Genomic DNA, 25,312 nt, shown 5'->3' with positions numbered 1-25,312 from the left:
CCCTGCGGCACCTTCCCCGGTTGTCCGTGACCCGCCGTTTCCTCACATGGCTGTGATCCACGCCATATAGTGCAGGCACGCACGCCGGGTGGGAGGTGGCATGTCGGTGGCCGTAGTGGAAATTCCGGCAGGGAGTCGTTGGCTCCGGGACGATCGGGTCACTCGCCGCGACAGCGGCATCCTCCAGTACGACTGCCTGGAGCCGTGCATCGCCGAGCTGCTCGATCGGAGTGCGTTGCGTTTCGCGAACCGCGTCGCGGTGGTCGACCGATGCGGCCGCGCACTCACCTACCGCGAACTGTGGGCCGCCGCCGCCCGCGTCGCCGGTGGTCTCCTCGATCAGGGGGTCGGCCCCACCGACCGGGTGGTCGTCTGTCAGCCGAACGGGGTCCGTTGGCTGATCGGGTTCCTGGGCGTGGTCCTTGCCGGAGGTGTTCCGGTGCTCCCCGACCCGAGCTGCAGCCCCGAGGAAACGTCGGAGATCGGGGTCCACAGCGGTGCGGTCCTCACCCTGGACTCCGATCTGCCCGACGGTGTCGCCTTCCTCGACGGAGGTGCGTCACCGGACGAGCTCGCGGTGCTCTACTACGTGCGCGTCGCCGGTGGTGGACTGCGCGGCGTCGAACTGACGAACACCAACGTGCTGTCGACGATCGAGGCCGTCGCCCACGCAATGGATCTCGTCGGCGACGGCGTACGGACCGTGCTGACGGCGCCGCTGTCCACGGCGGTCGGATGCAGCGTCCAGTTGCTGCCCACCCTCGCCTCCGGGGGAACCGTCGTGGTCTCGGGATCGCGCGTGATCCGCGCACCGTGGCGGCACCTCCGCGCAGCTTTCCCCACCTCGCGGTGTGTGCGCGGCTGGGGAGTCGCCGAGACGGGAGGGATCGGTCTGCTGCTGCCCTCGGAACACCGCTCCCGCCATCCCCGCAGTGTCGGAGTGCCGTTCGGAGGGATCGAGATCGCGCTGCTCGGGCCCGATGCCGAACACGGTGTCGGCGAACTGCTCTGTCGCGGACCGAGCGTGGCCCGCCGCTATTGGCGCGATCCGTGCGCCACGGACGAGACGTTCACGGAGGACGGCTGGTTCCGCACGGGCGATCAGGTGCGCATCGACGACGAGGGCTTCGTCGATCAGATCGCCGTCCGGGTGTCGTGAACCCTGCAACAGGTTCCCGTCCGGTATACAGCCTGTAACCCGATGAACCGGCATTTTTCGTAGTGGAGAGGTGTGTCCATGTCCGACGTAGTCCTGCTCGAACGACGCGATCGCGTTCTCGTCATCACCATCAACCGGCCCGAGGCGCGCAACGCCGTCAACGCCGCCGTGAGCCACGCGCTCGCCCAGGCGGTCGACCAGCTCGACAGCGACGACTCCCTGTCGGTCGGTGTGCTCACCGGCGCCGGCGGCAACTTCTGCGCGGGCATGGACCTCAAGGCGTTCGTCGCAGGCGAGAACGTGGTCGTGCCCGGTAAGGGTCTCGGCTTCACGGAGGCGCCGCCGCGCAAGCCGCTCATCTCCGCCGTCGAAGGATTCGCCCTCGCCGGCGGAACCGAACTCGTCCTGGCCACCGACCTCGTCGTCGCCGCGAAGGACGCGAAGTTCGGCATCCCGGAGGTCAAGCGCGGCCTCGTCGCCGGTGGCGGTGGCCTGCTGCGCCTGCCGTCGCGCATCCCTTACCAGAAGGCCCTCGAACTCGCCCTCACCGGGGACGCGTTCACCGCCGAGGAAGGCTACGGATACGGTTTCGTCAATCGTCTCACCGAACCCGGTGGGGCACTCGAGGGTGCATTCGAACTGGCCGAGCGCATCACAGCGAACGGACCGCTCGCCGTGGCGGCGACCAAGGAGATCATCGTCCGCTCGGCCGACTGGTCGAGCGACGAAGCATTCGCGAAGCAGATGGAGATCATGGCGCCCGTGTTCACCTCGGAGGACGCGCGTGAAGGCGCCACCGCATTCGCCGAGAAGCGACCCCCTGTGTGGAAGGGTCGCTGAGCTCCGGTGTGGAAGGGTCGCTGAGCTCCGGTGTGGAAGGGTCGCTGAAAGACCGAACGAGAGATGACGAGGATCAGGTGACCGACGGATTCGCAGAACTGCACGTACACATCGAGGGCACGCTCGAACCCGAGCTGATCCTCGCCCTCGCCGAGCGGAACCGCATCGAGTTGCCCTATCGCGATCTCGACGATCTGCGCAGCCGCTACGAGTTCACCGATCTGCAGTCGTTCCTCGACCTGTACTACGCGAACATGGAGGTCCTGCGCACGGCGCAGGACTTCGCCGACCTCGCCCGCGCCTATTTCGCTCGTGCGGCGCGGGCGGGTGTCACCCACGCGGAGTTCTTCTTCGATCCGCAGGCCCACACCTCGCGCGGTGTCCCGCTGCCAGAGGTCGTAGCCGGGCTCTCCGACGCGGTCGCCGGGGCACACCGGGAGTTCGGGGTCGATGCGGCGATGATCGCGTCGATCGTGCGCGATCGCCCCGTGCCCGAAGCGCATCAGGTGTTCGGCGAACTGCTGCGCCTCGGTGCGCCGATCATCGCTCTCGGCCTGGACTCGGCGGAGGTCGGTCACCCGCCGTCACTGTTCGAGGACGTCTTCGCGCGGGCGCGGGCCGAAGGGCTGCACATCACCGCGCACGCGGGGGAGGAGGGACCTCCGGAATATGTTTGGCAGGCGCTCGATCTGCTCGGCGCCGAGCGCATCGACCACGGCATCCGCTCGCTCGAGGATCCCGAACTCGTCGCGCGCCTGGTCGACGAGAGCATTCCCCTCACCGTCTGCCCGTTCTCGAATGTCCGCCTCCGCGTGGTGGATACGCTCGCCGACCATCCGCTGCGCCGCATGCTCGAGGCGGGCCTGTCGGTGAGCGTGCACTCGGACGATCCCGCCTATTTCGGTGGTTACGTCGACGACAACCTCGCAGGGCTGAAGGATCAGCTCGGTCTGACCGATGCCGAACGGGATGTGCTCCGGCGCAATTCGTGGGACGCCGCCTTCCTCTGAGTCCGTCCGGGTGAGTCGGCTCGGGCGTCATTCGCCCAGGACGCGGCGCAGATACGGGTTCGTGAAGGTGCGGTGCGGATCCACGCGGTCGCGCACGGCGAGGAAGTCGTCGAACCGAGGGTAGAGCTCGCGTAGAGCGTCCGCGGTCAGGGAATGGAGCTTGCCCCAGTGCGGGCGTCCCTGCGCGGCGCGCAGGATCGGCTCGACACCGTCGAAGTAGGGCGTGTGGTCGCGCCGATGGTACTGGTGCACGGCCACATAGGCGGTATCGCGGCCCTGCGCCGTGGACAACCAGACATCGTCGCCCTGCGCGAACCGCACCTCCACCGGAAAACCGACACGAACGTCCGTGCGCTGCAGCCACGCATCGATCTCGCGCAGAACCGCTGGAAGGTGCTCGGCGGGGAGCGCGTACTCCATCTCCCGGAACCGCACCCGGCGGGTGGAGGCGAACACCCGGTAACTGCGGTCGACGAAGGTGCGCGGGGACAACGCCCGGGACGCGACCCGGTTCAGCGCCGGGATGGTGGCGGGAACCCGCGTCCCGACCTGCTGGAGGAGTGCGAAGGCGCCGTTGGAGAGCAGTTCGTCGTCGAGGAGGGTGCGCACCCGCCCGACCGGCTGCACCGGTGCCTCACCGGGGAGGCGGGTGTTGCGTTTGATGAGCACGCCGTCGGTGTGTGGGAACCAGTAGAACTCGAAATGGTCGACACCGCTTCGCAGTTCGTCGAGGACATCGAGTGTGGTGCGGAGCGACGAGGGGGCTTCCTCTGCGCGCAGGCGGAATGCGGGGACACAATCGAGCGTCACGGTCGCGAGCACGCCGAGGGCGCCGAGACCGAGCCGGGCGGCCTCGAACAGGTCGGGCTCGTGCTCGGGGGAGCAGTCGACGATCCGGCCGTCGGCGAGCACGATCGTCGCGCCGCACACGGCTGCTGCCAGTCCGCGGAAGGTCGCGCCGGTGCCGTGGGTGCCGGTCGAGATCGCGCCGGCGACGGACTGCACGTCGATGTCGCCGAGATTCGGTACGGCGAGGCCCTGTGCCCACAGCAGGTCGCCCAGGCCGCGCAGTCGCGTCCCCGCCCGCACGGTGACGCGCGCGCCGGTGGCCGACGGTTCCACCGCGACGAGACCGGACATCCGGTCGAGCGAGATGAGCGTGCCGTCGGTGACGGCCGCGCCGGTGAACGAGTGCCCGGCGCCCACGGCCTTGACATGTTCGCCCTGCTCGGAGGCGCGGACGACGACGCGCGCGAGGTCGTCGGTGCTGCCGGGGGTCTCGAAACGGCGAGGTGCCGCACTCTCGGTGCGAGCCCAATTGTGCCAGGTGGCCATGCCTCATCTTCGACCTGGACAATCGTCCAAGTCAACACCTGCTCGTGAACCTTTCCCGACCTCTACCATCAGGGTCATGCCGAATCGGTTGCCTGCTGACGAGCGCCGCGCCCAACTCGTGGCAGCAGCACTGGAACTGGCGGAGGGCGGGGGAGTCGGAGCCGTCACGGTCCGCGCCGTCGCCGAGAAGGCCGGAGTGTCACTGGGCGTTGTCCACTACTGTTTCGACAGCAAGGAAGCCCTCGTCGTCGCCATGGCGAACGCCGTCGTCGGCGAACTCGCCGGAGCCATGCACGCGGCCTTCGATGTGCCCGAGGACGCGCAGCAGACCGGCGGCGTCGACTGTCTCCGCTCGATGCTCCACACCGGCCTTCGCTCCATGTGGTCGACGATCGAGTCCACGCCGGGGCTGCAGACCCTCACCTACGAGATCACCGCCTACTCGCTCCGGCAGCGCACCGATGGCAGTCCCGCCGGCGGCGACATCGCCGTGGAGCAGTACCGCCTGATGGACAAGCAGGCCCAGTTGTTCCTCGACACCTGCGCCGAGCGGTGCGGCGTCGAATGGTCGCTGCCCACTTCGACGCTCGCACGACTGTCGTTGTCCGTGCTCGACGGCGTCGTGCTCCGGTGGCTCGTCGATCGCGACGGCGAGGCGGCCACGGCCGAACTGGGAGTCGTCGCCGACATCATCGCGACCCGTGCCGTAGAACGTTCCTGACCCGACCCGACCTTTTCGAAGGGATCGCCCGTGCTCCGTGCTGCTTCCGTTCACGACGCCGCCCTCGACCGGGTGCACGCGGCGACGGCCGACCTCGACCCGCCGTTCGCCGCCGTCGATCTGCCCACCCTGCGGCGCAACGCCGACGACCTGATCCGCCGCGCGAACGGTGTGCCCGTGCGGGTCGCGAGCAAATCGGTGCGCTGTCGTGCCGTCCTCGCCGAGGTCCTCGGTCCGGAACTGACCACCCGCGGCGGTTTTCGCGGCATCATGGCGTACTCGCTACGGGAGGCGCTGTGGCTCGTCGAGCACGGAGCGCGCGACATCCTGATGGGCTACCCCACGGTCGACCGGGCGGCGCTCGGGAAGCTCGCGGTGTCGCCGGACGCGGTGCAGGCGATCACGCTCATGGTCGATTCGGCCGAGCACCTCGACATCATCCGTACGGCTTTGGGGAAGAACACTTTCCGGACGAAGGTCTGCCTGGACATCGATGCGTCGTTGCGGGTGGGTCCGCTCCATCTCGGTGTGCGCCGTTCTCCGCTGCGCGACCCGGAGGCAGCCTCCGGCCTGGCCCGTCGCGCCGACGCCGCCGGATTCGACGTCGTCGGAGTGATGTTCTACGAGGCCCAGATCGCGGGCCTGCCCGACTCGTCGCTGCCGGTACGGCTCGTCAAGGGACTGTCGGCGCGGGATCTCTCCTCTCGTCGCCGCGCCGTGGTGGAGGCCGTGCGTGCGGTCGTGGGTGACCTCGAACTGGTCAACGGTGGCGGAACCGGCTCGCTCGAGGTGACCACCGCCGATCGTGTCGTCACCGAGGCCACCGCGGGATCGGGGCTGTACGTGCCCACCCTGTTCGACGGCTACCGGGCGTTCACCCCGAACCCGTCGATGTTCTTCGCGCTGCCTGCCGTACGCAAACCGTCACCGTCGGTCACGACGTTGTTCGGCGGCGGGTACATCGCGTCCGGCCCGACCGGCGCCTCGCGGGTGCCGCGCCCGGTCCGTCCTGCGGGATTGAAGTTGCTGGGGACGGAAGGTGCCGGCGAGGTGCAGACCCCGGTGCGCGGTCGCGCTGCCGCGTCGATCCCCGTCGGGGGACGGGTGTGGTTCCGCCACGCGAAGGCCGGCGAACTGTGCGAGAGGTTCGACCGGGTGTACCTCGTCGACGAGAACGGACGCACCGAGGTTCCCACCTATCGCGGTGAGGGCGGCTGCTGGTGACCTTCCGGCTCCGGCCACAATGAGGCCATGCCGTTGACGTTCTTCCCCGGGTCGGTCGGCCGGGTCCACTGGCGGTGCCGGACCGTCGACGACGCGAGAGCCGGTGTGGTGTTCGCGCACGGTTTCGGGCAGCACACCGGGCACTACCACCGTTTCGCCTCCGGCCTCGCCGCCCACGGCATCGCGTGGTGGGGACTCGACCTCGCCGGACACGGGCTCTCCGAAGGAGAACCCGGCTCACCGGGCAACGTCGAGTTCCACGCCGAGGACTTCGGCGTGCTCACCGGCCTCGCCGCCGAGTCCGGTCTGCCGCTGGTGATGATGGGCCATTCGCTGGGGGCGGCGACGGTCCTGACGGCGCTGGATGCCGATCCCTCCGGTGGTAGCCGCCTCGCGGGCGTCGTGCTGTGCGGTACGCCGCGCACCGCGGCCCTGCCGGAGACGGCCGAAGCGCTCGGCGCGAGCGACCTGCCGGTCCTGCTGGTCCACGGCGTCGACGACCGGCTGGCCCCCATCGACCCGGTACGCGAGTGGGCGTCGTCGCTGCCCGGGGCACAGTGGTGCGAGTATTCCGATGCCGGGCACGACCTGTTGCACGAACCCGTACATCGCAGGGTGACTTCGGATATTGCCGCGTTCGTGGGCGACGTGGCCGACCGGATTCCCAGATTCCCCGAGAAACGACCGGGCCCCTCGCGGTGACGAGGGGCCCGGTCGACGGTGTGGAACCTCAGTTGTAGATCGCTGCGATCTCGGCGCCGTGCTTGTCGTGGATGATGTTCCTCTTGAGCTTGAGCGTCGGGGTCAGCTCGCCGCTCTCGACGCTGAAATCGGTCTCGAGGAGGCGGTACTTGCGGATCGCCTCGGCCTTCGAGACCTTCTTGTTGGTCTCGGCAACCGCCTCGTCGATCTCAGCGATCAGGTCGGGGTTCTTGATCAGATCGGCGACCGTGGTTTCCGCCGGCAGACCGTGTCGCTCGAGCCAGCCCGGCAGCGCCTCCGGATCGAGGGTGATCAGCGCGCCGACGAATGGCTTGGAATCACCGACCACGATGACCTGGCTGATCAGCGGGTGGGCGCGCAGCGAATCCTCGAGGACGGCCGGGGCGACGTTCTTGCCGCCCGCGGTGACGATGAGTTCCTTCTTGCGGCCGGTGATCGAGATGAAGCCGTCCTCGTCGATCGCACCGATGTCGCCGGTGTGGAACCAGCCGTCGCGGATGGCTTCGTCGGTGGCCTTGTCGTTCTGCCAGTAGCCGTCGAACACCTGGGGGCCCTTGAGGAGGAGCTCGCCGTCCTCGGCGATCTTCGCGGCGCAGCCGTTGAACGGCGTGCCGACGGTGCCGATCTTCTGGGCGGCCGGGGTGTTCATGATGATGCCGCCGGTGGTCTCCGTCAGGCCGTAACCCTCGTAGATGGTGACGCCGACACCGCGGAAGAAGTGGCCGAGACGTGCGCCGAGTGCGGCGCCGCCCGAGACGGCCCGGGTGACGTTGCCGCCGAGCGCGGCCTTCAGCTTGCCGTAGACCAGCTTGTCGAAGACGAAGTGCTGGATCTTCAGGCCGAGGCCGGGGCCGCCGTTCTCGAGGGCCTTGCTGTACTCGATCGCGACCTCCGAGGCCTTCTCGAAGATCTTGCCCTTGCCGCCGTCGTAGGCCTTCTGCTTCGCCGAGTTGTAGACCTTCTCGAACACGCGGGGCACCGAGAGGATGAAGTTCGGCTTGAAGACCGCGAACTGGTCGAGCAGCGTCGTCAGGTCGGAGGTATGACCGACGGTGACCTTGCTGTCGAATGCCGCGAACGAGATCAGGCGCGCGAAGACGTGTGCCATCGGGATGAACAGCAGGGTGCGCTGGCCCTCGTGCATCGAGTCGGGCAGGGCCAGGCCGCAGGCCGCGGACTCCGAGGCGAAGTGGCGGTGCTTGAGCTGGACGCCCTTCGGCCGGCCCGTGGTGCCGGAGGTGTAGATGAGGGTCGCCGCGGATTCGGCCGTGACCGAGTTGCGCCGTTCCTCGACCTGCTCGTCGGTGACCGCTGCGCCGCGTGCGATGAGCTCGTCGACCGCGCTCTTGCCGCCCGGCGCCGGCTCGATCTGCAGGACCTCGCGCACGGTCGGGGCGTTCTCGGCGACCTCGCGGACGGTGTCGACGTGACCGGAGTTCTCGACGATGAGCAGCTTGGTCCCGGAGTCCTCGAGGATCCACTGGGCCTGGTCGGCCGACGACGTCTCGTAGATCGCCACGGTGGCACCGCCCGCGGCCCAGATGGCATAGTCGAGCAGGACCCATTCGTAGCGCGTCGCCGACAGGACCGCGACGCGGTCGCCGAGCTCGATACCCGACGCGATCAGGCCCTTCGCCACGGCGCGCACCTCGGATGCGAACTGGCGGGCGGTGACGGGAACCCACTTGCCGTCGACCAGTCGCTCGAACGGCACGAACTCCGGCGACTCCTTCTCGTGCCGGAAGACGCTGTCGGCCATCGACGTGTTCTCGGGAATCGAGAACGACTGTGGTACGGCAATCTCACTCACTGTGACCCCTCCATCGTTAGGTGCTGTCGGTGTGCATTGCATCACACGTCGTTGGGAAATGCATTACCCTCGGACCGCTTTGCCCTCTTTTTACAGTCCGATAGGCAGTGATCCAGGTAACAATGCTACCCGCCGGTAACGAGGATTGCCACTATCGGATCGTCTCGTCGGATTTCCCGGTACCGGAAGTACCAGTATTTCGGAGAAGGAGAATCGCTTCGTCGTCGCCGAGCTGATGGAAGTCGTCGTAGGCGGCGCCGACGCTGTCGGTGTCCACCGGCGTCCACGGGCAGATCACCTCGTCGGCCGTCCGGCCGGCCCGGCGCAGTGCGTCGGGGGAGGCCACCGGCACCGCGAGGACGACCCGGGTCGCTCCGGAGGCGCGCGCGGCGAGGCATGCCACCGCGGCCGTCGCACCTGTGGCGATGCCGTCGTCGACGACGATCGCCGTGCGGCCCTCCAGCGGCACCCGGGTGCGACCGGCACGCAGGCAATCGGCACGTCGAGCCAGTTCGGCCAGCTCGCGTCGCTCGACGGCCGCCACGGATTCGGGGGCGATCCGCCCGCGCCGGATCACGTCGTCGTTGAGGACCCGGAAGACGGCGTCCTGCGTGGTCGATTCCCCGGCGGTTCCGGGACCCGGTCCTTCGGCGATCGCGCCCATCGCGAGTTCGGGATGCCAGGGCACGCCCAGTTTGCGCACCACGAGGACGTCCAGGGGCGCATCGAGGGCTGCGGCGAGTTCACGGGCGACGGGAATGCCGCCGCGAGGTAGTGCGAGGACCACCGGGTCGGCGTCGCGCAGGTGCCCGGCCGACCGGGCGAGTCGCCGGCCTGCCTCCTCGCGTGTGGCGTACCCCACACCTCCAGTATGGGACGGTCCGCCCGGGCGGGCGAGCACTCACCGCCCGGACGGATCGAGGGGATCTCGGTCGAGCTCGCCCGACAGGTACGAGTGGTAGGCGGGCAGATCGAGCTGGCCGTGGCCGGACAGGCCGATCACGATGACCTCGGGTTCGGTGAGGCCCCGCGCGTACTCCGCGGCCGCGGCGATCGCGTGCGACGACTCCGGCGCCGGCACGATGCCCTCGTTCCGGGCGAAGAGCACCGCCGCGGAGAAGGCATCGGTCTGTGCCACGGACTGTCCCTGCACGTAGCCGAGCTCGACGGTGTGGCTGAGCAACGGCGCCATGCCGTGATATCGCAGCCCGCCGGCGTGGATCGGATCCGGGATGAAGTCCTGGCCGAGGGTGTGCATCTTCAGCAGCGGGGTCAGACCCGCGATGTCACCGTGGTCGTAGCGGTACTCGCCGCGGGTGATCGACGGGCACGCCGCGGGCTCGACGGCGACGACACGCGTGGTCGCCCGCTCGTGGATGACCTCGCGCAGGAACGGGAACGACAGGCCGGCGAGGTTCGAACCGCCGCCCGCGCAACCGAAGACGACGTCGGCCTGGTCCTCACCCGCGGCCCGCAGTTGCTCCACGGCCTCGAGGCCGATGACGGTCTGGTGCAGCACCACGTGGTTGAGCACGCTGCCGAGGGTGTAGCGGGCGGCGGCGTCCTTCACTGCGACCTCCACGGCCTCCGAGACCGCGATGCCGAGCGAGCCGGGTGTGTCCGGGTGCTCGGCAAGGACGGCGCGACCGGCCTCCGTCAGGTCGGACGGGCTGGGATGTACTGTGCCGCCGTAGGTCTCGATGAGGAAGCGGCGGTAGGGCTTCGAGTCGTAGGAGGCGCGGACCTGCCACACCTCGAGATCGATACCGAACTTCGCGCACGCGAACGACAGGGCCGAACCCCACTGTCCGGCACCGGTCTCCGTCGTGAGCCGGGTGACGCCGTCGAGCGAGTTGTAGTAGGCCTGTGCGACCGCCGAGTTCACCTTGTGGCTGCCCACCGGGCTCACGCCCTCGTACTTGACGTAGATGCGGGCCGGGGTGCCGAGTGCCTTCTCGAACGAGCGGGCGCGGAAAAGGGGCGTGGAGCGGTAACCGGCGTAGACCTCGCGCACGGCCTCCGGGATCTCGATGTCGGTCTCGGTCGACAGTTCCTGCTCGATCAGTCCCGAGGCGAACAGAGGTGCGAGATCGTCGGCGGTGATCGGTTCGCGGGTGCCGGGGTGCAGGTGTGGCGGCGGGGCCACCGCGAGGTCGCCGACGATGTTGTACCAGTACGTCGGAATACCCGAATCGGCGACGGACGGGGGTGTCGCGGACGCGTGCGCGGAGGGGGAAGCCGTCACTGTGGAATCCTTCGGTCGAGGACGGTGAACCTGCCCAGTGTGACGCGCCCCGGGTGCCGGCGACGGGGTGGGGTGGGTCATTGTTCGCGCGCTCGAGCCCGGGTCGCGGCCGGGTCCGGGCGCGAAGAGGTGAGTTCATCCGATAAACTGCTGGTCAAATGAGTGATATTCAAGACGCCCCCGACCAGGAGACCGCAGCTCTCACGTTTGCCGATCTCGACATCGATGCACGTGTGCTGCAAGCTCTTTCGGATGTGGGTTACGAGTCCCCGTCGCCGATCCAGGCGGCGACCATCCCACCGCTGCTGGAGGGACGGGACGTCGTCGGTCTCGCTCAGACCGGCACCGGCAAGACCGCCGCCTTCGCGGTGCCGATCCTCTCGCGTATCGACACCTCCGTGAAGCGGCCCCAGGCGCTGGTGCTGGCGCCCACCCGCGAGCTCGCGCTGCAGGTCGCGGAGGCTTTCGGTAAGTATTCCGTCCATATCCCGGGCCTGTCCGTCCTGCCCATCTACGGCGGTCAGGCATACGGTGTACAGCTATCCGGCCTCCGCCGCGGCGCCCAGGTCATCGTCGGCACCCCCGGACGTGTGATCGATCACCTCGCCAAGGGCACCCTCGACATCTCCGAACTCGAGTTCCTCGTCCTCGACGAGGCCGACGAGATGCTCACCATGGGCTTCCAGGAGGACGTCGAGCGCATCCTCGCCGACACCCCCGACACCAAGCAGGTCGCGCTGTTCTCCGCGACCATGCCGGGCGCGATCCGCCGGCTGTCGAAGCAGTACCTGAAGGATCCGCAGGAGATCACCGTCAAGTCGAAGACGACGACGTCGGCGAACATCTCCCAGCGCTGGGTTCTCGTCTCCCATCAGCGCAAGCTCGACGCGCTGACCCGAATCCTCGAGGTCGAGACCTTCGAGGCCATGATCATCTTCGTGCGCACGAAGCAGGCCACCGAGGACCTGGCCGAGCGCCTGCGCGCCCGCGGTTTCTCCGCCGCCGCCATCAACGGCGACATCGTGCAGGCCCAGCGCGAGCGCACGATCAACCAGCTCAAGAACGGCACGCTCGACATCCTCGTCGCTACCGACGTCGCCGCGCGTGGTCTCGACGTCGAGCGCATCAGCCACGTCGTCAACTACGACATCCCTCACGACACCGAGTCGTACGTGCACCGCATCGGCCGCACAGGCCGCGCCGGCCGCACCGGCGACGCGCTGCTGTTCGTCGCTCCGCGCGAGCGTCACCTGCTCAAGGCGATCGAGCGGGCCACCCGCCAGCCGCTCGCCGAGATGCAGCTGCCCACCGTCGAGGACGTCAACGCCCAGCGCGTATCGAAGTTCAACGACTCGATCACCGAGGCGCTCGCCTCCGATCACCTGCAGCTGTTCCGCACCTTCATCGAGGACTACGAGCGTGAGCACGACGTGCCGCTCGCCGACATCGCGGCCGCGCTGGCGGTGCTGTCTCGCGACGGCGAGTCGTTCCTCATGGAGGCCGAACCCGAGCCGGTCGCACCGCCGCGCCGCGAGCGCGAACCGCGCGAGCGTCCGCCGCGTCGCTTCGACGACGGGCCGAAGGTCGGTCGCGACGGCCAGGAGATGACCACCTACCGCATCGCCGTAGGCAAGCGTCACCGCGTGCAGCCCGGTGCGATCGTCGGTGCCATCGCCAACGAGGGCGGACTGCGCCGCGGCGATTTCGGGCACATCAGCATCCGTGCCGATCACAGCCTCGTCGAGCTGCCGAAGGATCTGTCGCCGCAGACCCTCGACGCGCTGCGCTCCACCCGAATCTCGGGCGTGCTCATCCAGCTGCAGCCCGACTCCGGCGCACCGTCCGGACGTCCCAGCTCGTATCGCGGACGCGACGACCGTCGCGGTGACGATCGACGCGGGGGAGACCGTCGCGATCACGGCAAGCGCGATCGTGGCGGCAAGCGCGAGTACGGCGACAGCCGTGGCGGCCGCTCCGGCGACTTCACGCACCGCAGCGACCGCAACGATCGTGGTGGTCGCGGCGGATACCGCGACTGAGACCGCCGGCCGATCCACTCGGCCGGGACGTCGGCGGTGGCACCGTCGACGTCCCGGCGCTCATGCGTCGAGTATGGGGGCTCCCACCGATACCTTCGGTCCCGAATCGGCGAACTGCGTGCGGTACAGCTCCGCGTAGCGGCCGCCCGCCGCCAGGAGATCGTCGTGGTTGCCGCGTTCGACGATGCGCCCGGCCTCGACGACCAGGATCTCGTCGGCGGCGCGGATGGTCGACAGGCGGTGCGCGATGACCACCGACGTGCGACCCTCGAGCGCCTCGGTCAACGCCTCCTGCACAGCGGCCTCCGAGGTCGAATCGAGATGGGCGGTGGCCTCGTCCAGGATCACCACCCGCGGATGGGCGAGCAGCAGTCGCGCGATCGTCAGCCGCTGACGCTCACCACCCGAGAGCCGGTAGCCGCGTTCGCCGACGACCGTGTCGAGTCCGTTCGGCAACGACGCGATCAGGGGCTCGAGGCGTGCGCGACGTAGGGCGTCCCACAGTTCGTTCTCGCCGGCTTCGGGGCGGGCGAGCAGCAGGTTGTTGCGGACCGTGTCGTGGAACAGGTGACCGTCCTGGGTGACCAGCCCGACTGTCGCGCGGATCGAGTCGGCGGTCAGTTCGCGGACGTCCGCTCCGCCGAGCAGCACGGCGCCGGAATCGACATCGTACAATCGCGGGATCAGTTGTGCGATGGTCGATTTGCCCGCGCCGGACGATCCGACCAGTGCGACCATCCGGCCCGGTTCCACGCGGAACGACACGTCGCGCAGCACCTCTTCGCCGCCCCGCGAATCGAGCACCGCGACCTCCTCGAGCGATGCGAGCGAGACCTTGTCGGCGGACGGATACGCGAAGGTGACATTCCGGAGTTCCACTGCGACCGGACCGCCGGGCACCGGCCGGGCGTCGGGCGACTGCTCGATCAGCGGCTTCAGATCGAGGATCTCGAAGACCCGCTCGAAGCTCACCATCGCACTCATGACGTCCATGCGGGCGCTGGCCAGCGCCGTCAGCGGAGAGTACAGGCGCGTGAGGAGCATCGCCATCGCGACCACCGAACCGGGATCGAGCTGGTCGCGCAGGGCATAGAAACCGCCGAGGCCGTAGACGAGTGCGAGCGCGAGTGCGGACACGAGTGTCAGGGCCGTGACGAACACGCTCTGCAGCATCGCGGTGCGCACGCCGATGTCGCGGACCCGCTTCGCCCGGACGGCGAACTCCCTCGACTCCTGTGCCGGACGGCCGAACAGCTTGACCAGGGTGGCGCCCGGAGCCGAGAACCGTTCGGTCATCTGCGTGTTCATCACCGAGTTGTGGTTGGCGGCCTCCCGGCTGAGCTGCGCGAGCCGGGCGCCCATGTGCCGGGCGGGAATCACGAAGATCGGGAGCAGCAGCAGTGCGAGAAGGGTGATCTGCCAGGATATCCCGATCATCACCATCAGGGTGATCGCGAGGGTGACGATGTTGCCGACCACGCCGGACAGGGTGTCGCTGAAGGCACGCTGCGCACCGATGACGTCGTTGTTCAGGCGCGAGACGAGCGCGCCCGTACGGGTTCTCGTGAAGAAGGCGACCGGCATGCGCTGCACGTGGTCGAAGACCGTGGTGCGCAGATCGAGGATGAGATCCTCGCCGATGCTCGCCGACAACCAGCGGTTCGCGATCCCGAGGCCGGCCTCGATCAGTGCGATCGCGGCGATGATCACCGCGAGCAGCACCACGACCGAGACCGCGGCGCCGTCGACGATCGCGTCGATCACCCGCCCCGCGAGTACCGGTGTCGCGACGCCGAGCGCCGCGATGGTCACGCTCAGGACGAGATAGAAGGTGATGTTACGGCGGTGCGGCCGGGCGAACTCGGCGATCCGCCGCAGGCTCGCTCGGGAGAACGGCCTGCGGTCGCTCTCGGCGTGCATCGCGTTGTACATCGCGTTCCACGCGGTGACTTCCATGCTCATGGTGTCGGCCTCCTCGGGTCGCAGCCGAGGCTAGGACCTCGAGTGCGCTCGAGGTCAAGCCTAGGCTCGCACCACGACAGGACGAGGCGTCAGCGAGCCACGTCGATCACCACGCGGGTCGGTCCGGTGAGGGAGTACACCGAGAACGGCGTGCCGTGCGCGGCGACGCCGATGAACGACTGGGTGACACCTTCGAAGACGCCGGACCCGCTGACCTCCACCACGGATCCGCCGGCATCGGCGAGCACGGGATCCGGGCCGGCGTACTGCTCGACACCGCTGTCGAACGGATAGGCCGAGCCGTCGATGAGCACCTGCAGCACGGCGTCGCCGGCGACGGGGACCTCGTTGCCGCTGCCCTGCTGGAGTGCCTCGTCGACGTAGCCGACCCGCCACCCCGGTGTGCCCTCGCCGCCGAGTTCGTAGACCACGCGGTCGAAGCCCTCGTGACGTCCGGTGCGGATGTCGACGACCGTGAGTTTTGCGCCCTCTCCGGCCGGGGAGACCTTCTCGCGCGCGTCGCGCGGGACCTCGTCGGAGGTGGTGGTCTCGGGAGCCGAGGACGTCGGCGTGTCGACCGAGACGGCGGGGGAGGGTGCGGGCTCGTCGGCACCGGCGGAGCATCCCGCCAGGACCAGTGCTGTTGCGGTGACGGCCAGGGCGAGACGCGTGTGCTTCATGGGGCTCATGGTACGTCGGAGCTCCCGTCGGCCACTGGCGACGCTCGCGGGGGTTGACCGGATCGAGACGTGAGGCGCACAATTCATCCAAGGATGATTTCAACACTCGATGAATTGAGTGGATCATGGCCATCGACCACATCTCCGACGCTGTCGACATCCGCGATCTGCACGTTCGGCGTGGCACCCATCGAGCTCTCGAGGACGTGAGCGTGCGCGTCCCGCGCGGGGCGATCACCGGACTGCTCGGCCCCTCGGGCTGCGGGAAGACCACCCTGATGCGCACGATCGTCGGCACCCAGATCGTCGAATCCGGCACGGTCACGGTGCTGGGCCTGCGCGCGGGCAGCGCCGAACTGCGCCGCCGCATCGGTTACGTCACCCAGTCGCCGAGCGTCTACCCCGACCTGACCGTCACCGAGAACGTCTCCTATTTCGCCTCCCTCTACGGGCGGAAGGGCGCCGCGGTCGCCGATACCCTCGCGGCGGTCGGGCTCACCGACCACGCCGGCAACCGGACGGCGGCCCTCTCCGGCGGTCAAATGGGCCGGGTGTCGCTCGCGTGTGCGCTGGTGGGCGATCCCGAACTGCTCGTGCTCGACGAACCCACCGTCGGACTCGATCCACTGCTGCGCGCCGAACTGTGGGAACACTTCCGCGCACTCGCCGACCGCGGCACCACCCTGCTCGTGTCGAGCCACGTCATGGACGAGGCCGGCCACTGCGACGAGCTCGTCCTCCTGCGCGAAGGCCGGCTGGTGGCCCAGCTGACCCCGGCCGAGCTGCGCGAACAGACAGGGGAAACGGGCCTCGAGAACGCCTTTCTCCGACTCATCCGGAACCGGACGGGAGCACGACCGTGAGCGCCGTCATCTATGCCACCACGACCACCCGCATCCTGCGTCAGTTGCGAGCCGACCATCGCACCGTCGCGATGATCGTGCTCGTCCCGAGCCTGTTGATGACGCTGCTGTACTTCATGTACCAGAACGCGCCCACCGGCCCGGGCGGAGTCTCGCTGTTCGACCGGATCGCCGTCACGATGCTCGGGATCCTCCCGTTCGTCGTGATGTTCCTGGTCACCTCCATCGCGATGCAACGCGAACGCAGTTCGGGCACCCTCGAACGGCTTCTCACCACACCGCTGACGAAACTCGACCTGCTCGCCGGTTACGGCAGCGCCTTCTCGCTCGCGGCGGCCGTCCAAGCCGGTCTCGCATGCGTGGTGGCCTTCTGGCTGCTCGACGTCACCAGCGCCGGATCCGTGCTGTGGGTGCTGGTCGTCGCGGTTCTCGTCGCCGTCCTCGGGGTCTCCCTGGGGCTGCTGTGCAGCGCCTTCGCCCGCACCGAGTTCCAGGCCGTGCAGTTCATGCCGGTGATCGTCATTCCGCAGTTCCTGCTGTGCGGGTTACTCGTCGCCCGGGACGATCTGCCCGACTGGCTGCGCTGGATCAGCAACGCACTGCCGTTGAGCTACGCGGTGGAGGCGCTGCAGGAGATCACCGTGAATCCGGGGGTCACCGCCGTCATGGTGCGGGATCTGATCGTCGTCGCGGCGTTCGCCGCCGCGGCCCTCACACTCGGTGCGGCGACGCTGCGCCGTCGCACCCCGTGACGAGCGAGGCCGGGACGCGGCGCCCCGGCCGCCGTCCCGGGAACTCGGGCGCGCGCGGCGACATCCTCGCGAGCGCCCGGGAACTGTTTGCCGCCAACGGTTTCGACAAGACGACGGTGCGTGCGGTAGCGGTCCGTGCAGGGGTGGACCCGGCGCTCGTGCACCACTACTTCGGCACCAAGCTGCAGCTGTTCACCGCGTCCATCGCGCTGCCGGTCGATCCGCGCGACGTCCTCGCCCCCGTCTACGCGGCCGAACCCGAGGATCTCGGCCGTGCCCTCACGACCGCCCTTCTCGGTGTGTGGGACTCCCCGCACCGCGACGCGGCCGTGGCGATGTTCCGTGCGCAGATCGCCGGGGGCGACAGCGGTCTGATCCGCTCGTTCCTGCTGGAAGTCGCGCTCGCACCGCTGTTCGAGCGTATCGACCGTCCCGTCGGCACCGGCCGGCTGCGGGCCGAACTGGTGGCCACCCAGATGACCGGGATCATGCTGGTGCGCTACATCATCGGACTCGAACCGCTCGCGTCGATGTCGTCGGAGCAGCTCGTCGAGATCGTCGCCCCCACTGTGCAGCGCTATCTGACCGGCGACCTGCCCGGCATGTGACCGCAGCTTCGGGGGCGTGCGCTTCGGTCGGAGACAGAGGCGCGCCGTCGACACGGTGCATCGGTCCGCGCACGACGCAAACGTAGAACGGAGTGTGTCGTCAGGTCGAGTGCTCCCGCAGGAAGGCGATGTCCTCGGCGAGTCCCTCCGCCGGGGTCTCGAGCACGATCGGTGCGTCGGCCTGCACCGCGATCTCCGCGAGCAACTGCGGATCGATCTGCCCGTCGGCGAGATTGGCGTGCCGGTCGCGGGCCGAATCGAACTCGTCACGCGAATTGTTCAGGTGCACCAAATCGATCCGGCCGGTGACCGCACGCACCCGTTCGACGACACCGACGAGATCCTCACCGCCCGCCCAGGCGTGGCAGGTGTCGAGGCAGAAGCCGGGACCGTAGTCGCCGATGGCATCCCACAGACGTCCGATCGCGTCGATGTAGCGGGCCATCGCGAAGTCGCCGCCCGCCGTGTTCTCGACGAGGATCGGCACCCCGAACCCGCCCTTGTCCTCCTGCCGTTCGAACAGCTTGCGCCAGTTCTCCACCCCGGCGGCGACGTCCTCACCCGCGCGCACGTGCCCGCCGTGGACCACCAGCCCGAGCGCACCGATACGCGCGGCCGCCTCGGCGTGGTCGGCGACGGCCTTGCGCGACGGCATCCGCACCCTGTTGTTCAGGCTCGCTACGTTGATGACGTACGGCGAGTGCACCACCACGTCGACGTCCGATGCGAGGATCTCCTCGGTGCGCGGATGCTCACCGGGCTTCGTCCATTTCTGCGGGTCCGACAGGAACACCTGCACCAGATCGGCACCGAGATGTTCGCCCTGACCGATGGGATCGTCGTCCTGCCGGACGTGCGCACCTATCCGCATGTGCCACAGGTTAGGGCAGTGTCCCGCCGACCGGGACCGCAATACCCGGACGTGCCCGGAATCTGCTCGACTCCTCGCATGGGCACACTCGAAGGCGGCAAACTCGACGGCAGGGTCGCGCTGATCACCGGCGCAGGTCAGGGGGTCGGTCAGGGGGTTGCGTTCGCGCTGGCCCGCCAAGGTGTGGCCATCGCGGTCGCCGGCCGGACCGAGTCGAAGCTGATCGACACCGCCGAGCAGATCCGCGCCTTCGGTGGCACCGCCGAGCCGGTCGTGTGCGACATCGCCGATCCGGATGCGATCGCCGCCGCGGTGGACCGCACGGTCAGAGCCTTCGGAGGTGTCGACATCCTCGTCAACAACGCGAGCTTCAATCCGCTCGGGCCGCTGCTCGACCTGAAGCCGGCCGTGCTGGAGAAGGCGTACCGCTCGGGTCCGCTCGCCGCGCTGCACGCCATGCAACTCGTCCACCCGATCATGAAGGAACGCGGTGGCGGGTCGATCGTCAACATGGTCACCTCCGCCGCGGTGCGCTGGGACGCGAGTGGTTACGGCGGCTACGCCTCGACCAAGGAGGCACTGCGGTCGCTGACCCGCACCGCGGCATCCGAATGGGGAGTCGACGGCATCCGAGTCAATGCCATCGCCCCGCACGCCCTTTCGCCGGGCCTGAAATGGTGGACGGAGAAGAACCCGGAGGAGGCCGCCGAGTTCGTGCAAACCATCCCGCTCCGCCGCATCGGCGACCCCGAAGAGGACATCGGGCGCGCCGTGGCGTGGATTGTGAGCGACGACGCACGCTATCTCACCGGCGCGACGATCCCGCTGGACGGGGGTCAGGCACGCTGGGCCTGAGCCACCGCCCCGGCATACACCCGTATCCCCGAATCGAAGATCGGGGTCATCCCCGATGGTGCGGTGGTCCCGGCACCGGGAAGATGGGTGCATGCCACTGCACTCGGCCCCAGCAGCCCGCGCCCAGGACCTGAAGAAGATCTACGGAACCGGAGAAACCGCGGTACACGCCCTCGACGGTGTGACCGCGGATTTCGCCGCCGGTGAGTTCACCGCGATCATGGGTCCCTCCGGATCGGGCAAGTCGACCCTCATGCACTGCCTCGCAGGTCTCGACAGCGCGACCTCCGGAGCGGTCTTCATCGGCGACACCGATCTGACGACCCTGTCCGACAAGGGGATGACCCAGCTGCGGCGCGACCGCATCGGCTTCGTCTTCCAGGCGTTCAACCTCGTCCCCACCCTCACCGCGCTCGAGAACATCACCCTGCCGGTGGACATCGCGGGCCGCAAGATCGATCAGGAATGGCTCGACACCGTCGTCACCCGTCTCGGTCTCACCGACCGTCTCGGACACCGCCCCGGCGAATTGTCCGGTGGCCAGCAGCAGCGTGTCGCGTGCGCGCGTGCCCTCGCGGGCCGGCCGGAGATCATCTTCGGCGACGAGCCGACCGGCAACCTCGACTCCCGCTCATCCGGTGAGGTGCTGTCCATCCTGCGGGCGGCCGTCGACGAGTTCGACCAGACCGTCGTGATCGTCACCCACGACCCGCGCGCCGCCGGCTACGCCGACCGCGTGGTGTTCCTCGCCGACGGACGCATCGTCGACGAGATGCGCGAACCGACGGCCGAACGAGTGCTCGACCGGATGAAACAGTTCGATCCCGCCTCCGCGGCTCCCGTGGCGGAATAGGAGACACCGCGATGAGTGGGAATCCCATCCGCAGGGTTGCCCTGCGCAACCTCGCCGCACACAAGGTGCGGCTCGCCCTGACCGTGCTCTCCGTGGTGCTCGGCACGGCCTTCATCACCGGTTCGTTCGTCTTCACCGACACACTGCAGCGCACCTTCGACGGCATCTTCGGCGACGTCGCCCAGGGCGTCGACGTCCGCGTCAGCACCGAGCAGTACGGCACCAGCGGTGTCCCGATCGAGGCCGTCGACCAGGTCGTCGCCCTCCCCGGCGTCGAGCGCACGTCCCCGTCGATCGGTGGCGGCATCATCGTCCTCGACTCCGAGGGCGCCGCGATCCAGACCGGAGGCGCACCCGCCGAGGGTTACGCCTACATCCCGCCCGACCGTCTCGTCGGCGAACCGGAGACCTTCGTGGCCGGTGGACCACCCGCGGAGAGCGGGCAGATCGCGCTCAACGAGAGCGCGGCCGAACGCGGTGATCTCTCGATCGGCGACAGCACGACCGTGCTCACCATCTCGCAGGGCATGGTGCCGGTGACCGTCAGCGGCATCTACGAACTCGAGACCGACACCGGCGGCTACATCGGTGCGTTGTTCACCGAGGAACAGGCCTCCCAGCTGTTCACCGACGGCCGGCACATCGGCTTCCTCGACGTCGCAGGCGACGGTTCGCTCTCGCCCGAGCAGCTGCGCGACGAGATTGCGGCAGCGCTGCCCGAGCTGAAGGTGCAGACCGGAGCCGAGGTCACCGAGGAGACCAAGTCGCAGGTCGCCGAGGCCCTGAACTTCCTCAACTACTTCCTGCTCGCGTTCGGCGCGATCGCACTGCTCGTCGGCACGTTCATCATCTACAACACCTTCTCGATGATCGTCGCCCAGCGACTACGCGAACTCGCCCTGCTCCGCGCGATCGGCGCGAGCCGCAAGCAGGTCGGCCGGTCGGTCACCCTCGAGGCCTTCGTCGTCGGTCTGATCGGCAGCATCATCGGTATCGCCGCGGGCGTCGCGCTCGCCTACGGTCTGCGCGCGGCACTGAACGCCGCGGATCTCGGACTGCCGTCGGGCCCGCTGCAGTTGTCCCCGCGCACCGTGATCGTCGCGCTGCTCGTCGGCGTGGTCGTGACGATGGTCAGCGCCTACGCCCCGGCGCGGCGCGCGACCCACGTTCCGCCCGTCGCCGCGATGCGCGAGGAATCCACAGCGACCGTCGAGTCGCTGCGCATCCGCACGATCATCGGTGTGCTCTGCGCGATCATCGGTGCGGCACTCGTCGTGGTGGGCGCACAGCAGGTCGGTGGCGGCGCGGCCGCGACCGTCGGTATCGGCGCCTTCCTGCTGATCCTGTCGGTGCTGTTCGCGGCGCCGGCGTTGTCCCGGCCCGTCGTGAACGCGCTCGGTGCGGTCTTCGCTCGGCCGTTCGGGGCGATCGGCCGGCTCGCGCGCACCAATGCGACCCGCAATCCGCGTCGCACCGCCGCGACCGCGTTCGCCCTCACCCTGGGGCTGATGCTCGTCTCCGTCATCGGGGTATTCGGGTCGTCGGCGAAGGCCAGTGTCGACGCGCTCGTCGACAACGGGGTCGAGGCGGACTTCATGCTCACCGGGCCGCAGATGTTCGGTGTCCCGGCCCCCGCCGCCGAGGCGGTCCGCGGAGTGGACGGCATCGAGGAGGTCGTGCCCGCCTACGGCGTGCAGGCCAAGATCGACGAGGACTTCGAGTTCGGCACCGGAGCGGGCGGGCCCCTCCAGGACGTTCTCGACCTGGACATGGTCGCGGGAGCCTTCGAGGTGACCGGGAACGAGATTCTCGTCTCGCAGGCCTCGGCGGACGACCACGGCTGGGAAGTGGGCTCCACCGTTCCGCTCACCAGTCGCGACGGCGACACCGTCGACACCACGGTCGCCGGCATCTTCGCCGACAACCAGCTGATCGGTCCGTGGGTCGTCTCGCAGGAGCTGTTCGAGCAGTTCACGCCGCCGAACAACCGGTCGGCGCTCGTCGTCCTCATGAACACCGTCGACGGTGCCGATCCGGAGACCGTGCGCGCGTCGATCGAGGAGGCCGTCAAGGACTACGTGATCGTGCAGGTCCTCGACCGTGAGCAGTTCAAGGGTCAGCAGGCGCAGCAGATCGACATGCTCCTCGCGATCCTCTACGGCCTGCTCGCCCTCGCCGTAGTCATCGCCATCCTCGGCATCGTCAACACCCTCGCGCTGTCGGTGGTGGAACGGCGGCGGGAAATCGGCATGCTCCGCGCCGTCGGTATGCAACGCGCCCAGGTGCGTCGCACGATCTACCTGGAGTCGCTGCTCATCGCGGTCTTCGGCGCGGTCGTGGGTGTCGTGCTCGGTCTCGCGTTCGGCTGGGCGTTCGTACGCACCCTCGCCGATCAGGGACTCGACATCATCTCGGTGCCGTGGTCGCAGGTCGTCGGCATGCTCGTCGCGTCCGGCATCATCGGTGTCCTCGCGGCGCTGTGGCCCGGCCAGCGTGCGGCGAAGACGCCGCCGCTCGAAGCGATCAGCGACATGTAGGCAGAAAGTGCAGGTGGACACGAGTTGTCCACAGGCAGTGGAGTTGTCCACAGCGGCCGGCCCGCGGAGCATTCCGCGGGCCGGCCGTCGTCGGTGCCCCTTATGCTTCCGCGGCAGGGGGTGGTGGTGTGCAGGTGGACGATCTGGCGGGGTGGGATCCGGATGCGCTCGAGCGCACCGCGACCGAGCTCGCGGCATGTGCCGATGCCGTCGACGCCGTGGCCGGCGACGTCGCGCGGTCGGCGTCCTTCGGCGACGCCTGGAGCGGTGCGGCGCATGACGGAGCGACGTCCGCATTCGCCTCGTACGGGCGGGATCTCGCGGCACAGGCCGAGTCGTATCGGCGCGTGTCCGCATGTGCGCGGTTCGTCGTGCCGCGACTGCGGGCACTGCACTCCGAACTGGGCGAGCTGCAGACCAGGGCCGCTGCGCGGGGTTTCCCGCTCGACGCCGACGAATTGCTCGCGGCGTCGCTGCGATCGCTGCTCGTCCGTGCCGATGGGCTCGACCGCGAGGCCGCCGCTCGCCTGAGTGTCGAATCCGAGCCGCCGGGAACGGTTCTCGGCGAACAGGGTCGCCTACATACCGCGATCGCGCGGTCCGGATCGACGACGCTGCCGGTCCTGCCGGATCCGGCCACCGATCCCGTGCAGGTCGCGCAGTGGTGGAACGGTCTCGACGACACGGCACGCACCGCGCTGGTCGCCGAACATCCCGAACGGATCGGCGCCCTCGACGGACTACCCGCTGCGGTTCGCGATCTCGCCAATCGTGCCCTGCTCGACGACGAACGTCGCCGCCTCGAATCCGTCGCGACACAACTGCGGGCCGAACTCGACGCGATGTTCCTCGGTGGCACCGTGATCGACAGTCTCGGCGTCACCGGACTGTTCACCGACGCCGATGCCGGGCTCGAACAGACGGTGCGGAAGATCGAGGCCCTCGCCGCGATCGACGCGACCCTCGCCCACGGCGACCGGCAATTGCTCGCCCTCGACCTGTCCGGACGCGAAGCGATGGCGGCGGTGGCCGTCGGGGACGTCGACACCGCCGAGCATCTGGCCGTCTTCGTCCCCGGCGCCGGCTCGACCGTGCAGGGCAATCTGCAGGGCTACGACACGCAGGTCGCGGCGCTGCGCGACGCCGCTCGGCTCCACCTCACCGGCGGCGATCCCTCCGTCGCGGCGGTCACCTGGCTGAATTACCAGGCTCCCCAATGGGGATGGGGTCTCGCGTTCACCGAGCGCAGTCCGGTCTCCGACCTCGCCGCCCGGATCGCCGCGCCTCGCCTGGTCGACTTCCTCGACGGCATCGCGGCCTCGCGTCCCGACGACCCGCGTATCACCACGGTCGGGCATTCCTACGGGGCCGTCGTCTCTGGTCTGGCGCTGAGGGAGACCGGTGCGGTCGACGCCGCGGTGTTCGTCGGGGCTCCGGGGATCGGGACCGGCGACGTGACCGACCTGCGGATCCCACCCGGCTCCGCCTATCTCGTCGAAGCCGAGCGCGACATCGTCGCCGACGTCGGAACCTTCGGTGGCGACCCGAGCTTCCTCGACGGCCTGACGCATCTTCCCGCCGGTCCGGGCACCACCACCGCCGGAGTCCCGCTCGCGGGCATCACCGGCCACAGCTCGTATCTCACCCCCGGAACGTCGAGTTCCCACCACATCGCCGGTGTCGTCGCGGGCACCGCAGAACGGAGTACGCCGTGACCTCTGTGTGGAGTTTTCGGCTCGGGGCGTGCGTCGTCGTTCCGGCAGCACTGCTCGCGGCGTGCACCACCACGGTGACCCCGGTCGCGATGCCCGAACCGGTCGCCACGACCAGCGCGGGCGCGGTCGAGTTCTACACCGCCGTGCAGCGCGACGTCCTCACCGCGCTGTCCGCCGAGTTCCCCAGCGTGCGCTTCGAACCGAAGTACGCGAGCACCACCGCGGGATGCACGCTGCCCGACGGCACCTCGGGCCTGACGGTGCACCTCCCGATCCACGGCTCGGGCAGGCCGGTGCCGGTCGACGAACTAGACCGTGCGGCCAGGGTCTTCGAGGACACCGCCGCGCGGGCGGGCTTCCACGGTCGCCATGTGCTGCCTCCGGATACCGGTCTCGCCGTCCGGATGTTCGCGGCCGACGGCTCGTACATCACCTTCGGCAGTTACGTCGCCGCGACCGTCGGACTCACCGTCGGTTGTTACCCGGAGTAGGCCCGGTAGTCGGCTAGGC

The 25,312-nt window shown here is 68.9% G+C and carries 22 protein-coding genes; 15 read left to right on the top strand and 7 right to left on the bottom strand.

All coding sequences use genetic code 11. The annotated features are described in order from the left end of the window. Nucleotides 1–115: 115 nt before the first annotated feature. From AC6CID_RS02660 to AC6CID_RS02650, 3 genes are all read left to right on the top strand, one after another. Nucleotides 116–1,159: a class I adenylate-forming enzyme family protein gene (locus tag AC6CID_RS02660; protein WP_193903856.1), complete on the top strand. Its 1,044-nt coding sequence runs from the start codon at nt 116–118 to the stop codon at nt 1,157–1,159. A gap of 78 nt (nt 1,160–1,237) precedes the next feature. Next, entirely contained in the window at nt 1,238–1,999 is a 762-nt protein-coding gene (locus tag AC6CID_RS02655; protein WP_193903393.1) for a crotonase/enoyl-CoA hydratase family protein, read from the top strand. Nucleotides 2,000–2,076: 77 nt separating this feature from the next. Further along, nucleotides 2,077–3,009, top strand: coding sequence for an adenosine deaminase (locus AC6CID_RS02650; protein ID WP_220666013.1), 933 nt, complete (start codon nt 2,077–2,079; stop codon nt 3,007–3,009). 27 nt (nt 3,010–3,036) lie between these two features. Here AC6CID_RS02650 and AC6CID_RS02645 read toward each other — a convergent pair whose 3' ends face one another. Beyond that, on the bottom strand, nt 3,037–4,344 hold the full coding sequence (locus tag AC6CID_RS02645) for a D-arabinono-1,4-lactone oxidase (RefSeq protein WP_033097315.1): 1,308 nt from the start codon (nt 4,342–4,344) through the stop codon (nt 3,037–3,039). A gap of 76 nt (nt 4,345–4,420) precedes the next feature. Here AC6CID_RS02645 and AC6CID_RS02640 point away from each other — a divergent pair, with 76 nt between their 5' ends. The 3 genes from AC6CID_RS02640 to AC6CID_RS02630 are packed head-to-tail and all read left to right on the top strand — an operon-like array spanning nt 4,421 to nt 6,991. Continuing rightward, entirely contained in the window at nt 4,421–5,065 is a 645-nt protein-coding gene (locus tag AC6CID_RS02640) for a TetR/AcrR family transcriptional regulator (protein ID WP_024103473.1), read from the top strand. A gap of 30 nt (nt 5,066–5,095) precedes the next feature. Continuing rightward, nucleotides 5,096–6,289: an alanine racemase gene (locus AC6CID_RS02635; RefSeq protein ID WP_006553919.1), complete on the top strand. Its 1,194-nt coding sequence runs from the start codon at nt 5,096–5,098 to the stop codon at nt 6,287–6,289. A gap of 27 nt (nt 6,290–6,316) precedes the next feature. Next, a complete protein-coding gene (locus AC6CID_RS02630) occupies nt 6,317–6,991 on the top strand; it encodes an alpha/beta hydrolase (RefSeq protein WP_220666011.1) in 675 nt (224 codons plus the stop codon). Nucleotides 6,992–7,019: 28 nt separating this feature from the next. Here the strand turns inward: AC6CID_RS02630 and AC6CID_RS02625 are convergent, their stop codons facing one another. From AC6CID_RS02625 to AC6CID_RS02615, 3 genes are all read right to left on the bottom strand, one after another. Next, nucleotides 7,020–8,822, bottom strand: a complete 1,803-nt coding sequence (locus AC6CID_RS02625; RefSeq protein ID WP_039586272.1) for an AMP-dependent synthetase/ligase — start codon at nt 8,820–8,822, stop codon at nt 7,020–7,022. Between the two features lie 151 nt (nt 8,823–8,973). Further along, complete coding sequence (locus AC6CID_RS02620; RefSeq protein ID WP_024103477.1) at nt 8,974–9,684, bottom strand: phosphoribosyltransferase; 711 nt, start codon at nt 9,682–9,684, stop codon at nt 8,974–8,976. A 39-nt stretch (nt 9,685–9,723) separates the two neighbouring features. Next, a complete protein-coding gene (locus AC6CID_RS02615; RefSeq protein WP_498353531.1) occupies nt 9,724–11,067 on the bottom strand; it encodes a TrpB-like pyridoxal phosphate-dependent enzyme in 1,344 nt (447 codons plus the stop codon). A 158-nt stretch (nt 11,068–11,225) separates the two neighbouring features. On the opposite strand from AC6CID_RS02615, the gene AC6CID_RS02610 reads away from it, so the two are divergent. After that, entirely contained in the window at nt 11,226–13,106 is a 1,881-nt protein-coding gene (locus AC6CID_RS02610; protein WP_006553923.1) for a DEAD/DEAH box helicase, read from the top strand. A gap of 60 nt (nt 13,107–13,166) precedes the next feature. On the opposite strand, the gene AC6CID_RS02605 is transcribed toward AC6CID_RS02610, so the two are convergent. Further along, the gene (locus AC6CID_RS02605) at nt 13,167–15,068 is read right to left on the bottom strand and encodes an ABC transporter ATP-binding protein (RefSeq protein ID WP_498353530.1); all 1,902 of its coding nucleotides are present in this window, start codon (nt 15,066–15,068) and stop codon (nt 13,167–13,169) included. A gap of 89 nt (nt 15,069–15,157) precedes the next feature. After that, on the bottom strand, nt 15,158–15,748 hold the full coding sequence (locus AC6CID_RS02600; RefSeq protein WP_006553924.1) for an AMIN-like domain-containing (lipo)protein: 591 nt from the start codon (nt 15,746–15,748) through the stop codon (nt 15,158–15,160). 125 nt (nt 15,749–15,873) lie between these two features. Between AC6CID_RS02600 and AC6CID_RS02595 the strand changes: the two genes are divergently transcribed. Genes AC6CID_RS02595 through AC6CID_RS02585 form a run of 3 tightly spaced genes read left to right on the top strand, consistent with a single transcriptional unit; the run spans nt 15,874 to nt 17,971 of the window. After that, the gene (locus AC6CID_RS02595) at nt 15,874–16,611 is read left to right on the top strand and encodes an ABC transporter ATP-binding protein (RefSeq protein ID WP_064851497.1); all 738 of its coding nucleotides are present in this window, start codon (nt 15,874–15,876) and stop codon (nt 16,609–16,611) included. Beyond that, on the top strand, nt 16,608–17,363 hold the full coding sequence (locus AC6CID_RS02590) for an ABC transporter permease (protein WP_033097325.1): 756 nt from the start codon (nt 16,608–16,610) through the stop codon (nt 17,361–17,363). Before AC6CID_RS02595 ends, AC6CID_RS02590 begins: the two co-directional genes overlap by 4 nt. Beyond that, complete coding sequence (locus AC6CID_RS02585; protein WP_498353529.1) at nt 17,360–17,971, top strand: TetR/AcrR family transcriptional regulator; 612 nt, start codon at nt 17,360–17,362, stop codon at nt 17,969–17,971. Before AC6CID_RS02590 ends, AC6CID_RS02585 begins: the two co-directional genes overlap by 4 nt. Before the next feature lie 100 nt (nt 17,972–18,071). On the opposite strand, the gene AC6CID_RS02580 is transcribed toward AC6CID_RS02585, so the two are convergent. Next, the gene (locus AC6CID_RS02580; RefSeq protein WP_006553928.1) at nt 18,072–18,842 is read right to left on the bottom strand and encodes a deoxyribonuclease IV; all 771 of its coding nucleotides are present in this window, start codon (nt 18,840–18,842) and stop codon (nt 18,072–18,074) included. A gap of 78 nt (nt 18,843–18,920) precedes the next feature. Between AC6CID_RS02580 and AC6CID_RS02575 the strand changes: the two genes are divergently transcribed. The 5 genes from AC6CID_RS02575 (at nt 18,921) to AC6CID_RS02555 (ending at nt 25,293) form a co-directional block, all read left to right on the top strand. Then, complete coding sequence (locus tag AC6CID_RS02575; RefSeq protein ID WP_006553929.1) at nt 18,921–19,697, top strand: SDR family NAD(P)-dependent oxidoreductase; 777 nt, start codon at nt 18,921–18,923, stop codon at nt 19,695–19,697. A gap of 91 nt (nt 19,698–19,788) precedes the next feature. After that, nucleotides 19,789–20,550 carry an ABC transporter ATP-binding protein gene (locus AC6CID_RS02570; RefSeq protein ID WP_006553930.1) on the top strand — a complete coding sequence of 254 codons (762 nt, stop codon included), beginning with the start codon at nt 19,789–19,791 and terminating at the stop codon, nt 20,548–20,550. An 11-nt stretch (nt 20,551–20,561) separates the two neighbouring features. After that, the gene (locus AC6CID_RS02565; protein ID WP_498353528.1) at nt 20,562–23,087 is read left to right on the top strand and encodes an ABC transporter permease; all 2,526 of its coding nucleotides are present in this window, start codon (nt 20,562–20,564) and stop codon (nt 23,085–23,087) included. 134 nt (nt 23,088–23,221) lie between these two features. Further along, entirely contained in the window at nt 23,222–24,802 is a 1,581-nt protein-coding gene (locus AC6CID_RS02560; protein ID WP_231911965.1) for an alpha/beta hydrolase, read from the top strand. Next, nucleotides 24,799–25,293: an LppA family lipoprotein gene (locus AC6CID_RS02555; protein ID WP_019288108.1), complete on the top strand. Its 495-nt coding sequence runs from the start codon at nt 24,799–24,801 to the stop codon at nt 25,291–25,293. Before AC6CID_RS02560 ends, AC6CID_RS02555 begins: the two co-directional genes overlap by 4 nt. The last annotated feature ends 19 nt before the right edge of the window (nt 25,294–25,312 follow it).

The sequence above is a fragment of the Rhodococcus sp. GQ147 genome (genome assembly GCF_059759155.1).
This window is presented reverse-complemented; position numbering and strand designations above follow the sequence as displayed.

Coding starts and splice junctions, on each gene's coding strand:
- AC6CID_RS02610 (WP_006553923.1), top strand. CDS start 11,226: ATGAGTGATATTCAAGACGCCCCCGACCAGGAGACCGCAGCTCTCACG.
- AC6CID_RS02565 (WP_498353528.1), top strand. CDS start 20,562: ATGAGTGGGAATCCCATCCGCAGGGTTGCCCTGCGCAACCTCGCCGCA.
- AC6CID_RS02645 (WP_033097315.1), bottom strand. CDS start 4,344: ATGGCCACCTGGCACAATTGGGCTCGCACCGAGAGTGCGGCACCTCGC.
- AC6CID_RS02640 (WP_024103473.1), top strand. CDS start 4,421: ATGCCGAATCGGTTGCCTGCTGACGAGCGCCGCGCCCAACTCGTGGCA.
- AC6CID_RS02595 (WP_064851497.1), top strand. CDS start 15,874: ATGGCCATCGACCACATCTCCGACGCTGTCGACATCCGCGATCTGCAC.
- AC6CID_RS02575 (WP_006553929.1), top strand. CDS start 18,921: ATGGGCACACTCGAAGGCGGCAAACTCGACGGCAGGGTCGCGCTGATC.
- AC6CID_RS02605 (WP_498353530.1), bottom strand. CDS start 15,068: ATGAGCATGGAAGTCACCGCGTGGAACGCGATGTACAACGCGATGCAC.
- AC6CID_RS02600 (WP_006553924.1), bottom strand. CDS start 15,748: ATGAAGCACACGCGTCTCGCCCTGGCCGTCACCGCAACAGCACTGGTC.
- AC6CID_RS02570 (WP_006553930.1), top strand. CDS start 19,789: ATGCCACTGCACTCGGCCCCAGCAGCCCGCGCCCAGGACCTGAAGAAG.
- AC6CID_RS02580 (WP_006553928.1), bottom strand. CDS start 18,842: ATGCGGATAGGTGCGCACGTCCGGCAGGACGACGATCCCATCGGTCAG.
- AC6CID_RS02655 (WP_193903393.1), top strand. CDS start 1,238: ATGTCCGACGTAGTCCTGCTCGAACGACGCGATCGCGTTCTCGTCATC.
- AC6CID_RS02630 (WP_220666011.1), top strand. CDS start 6,317: ATGCCGTTGACGTTCTTCCCCGGGTCGGTCGGCCGGGTCCACTGGCGG.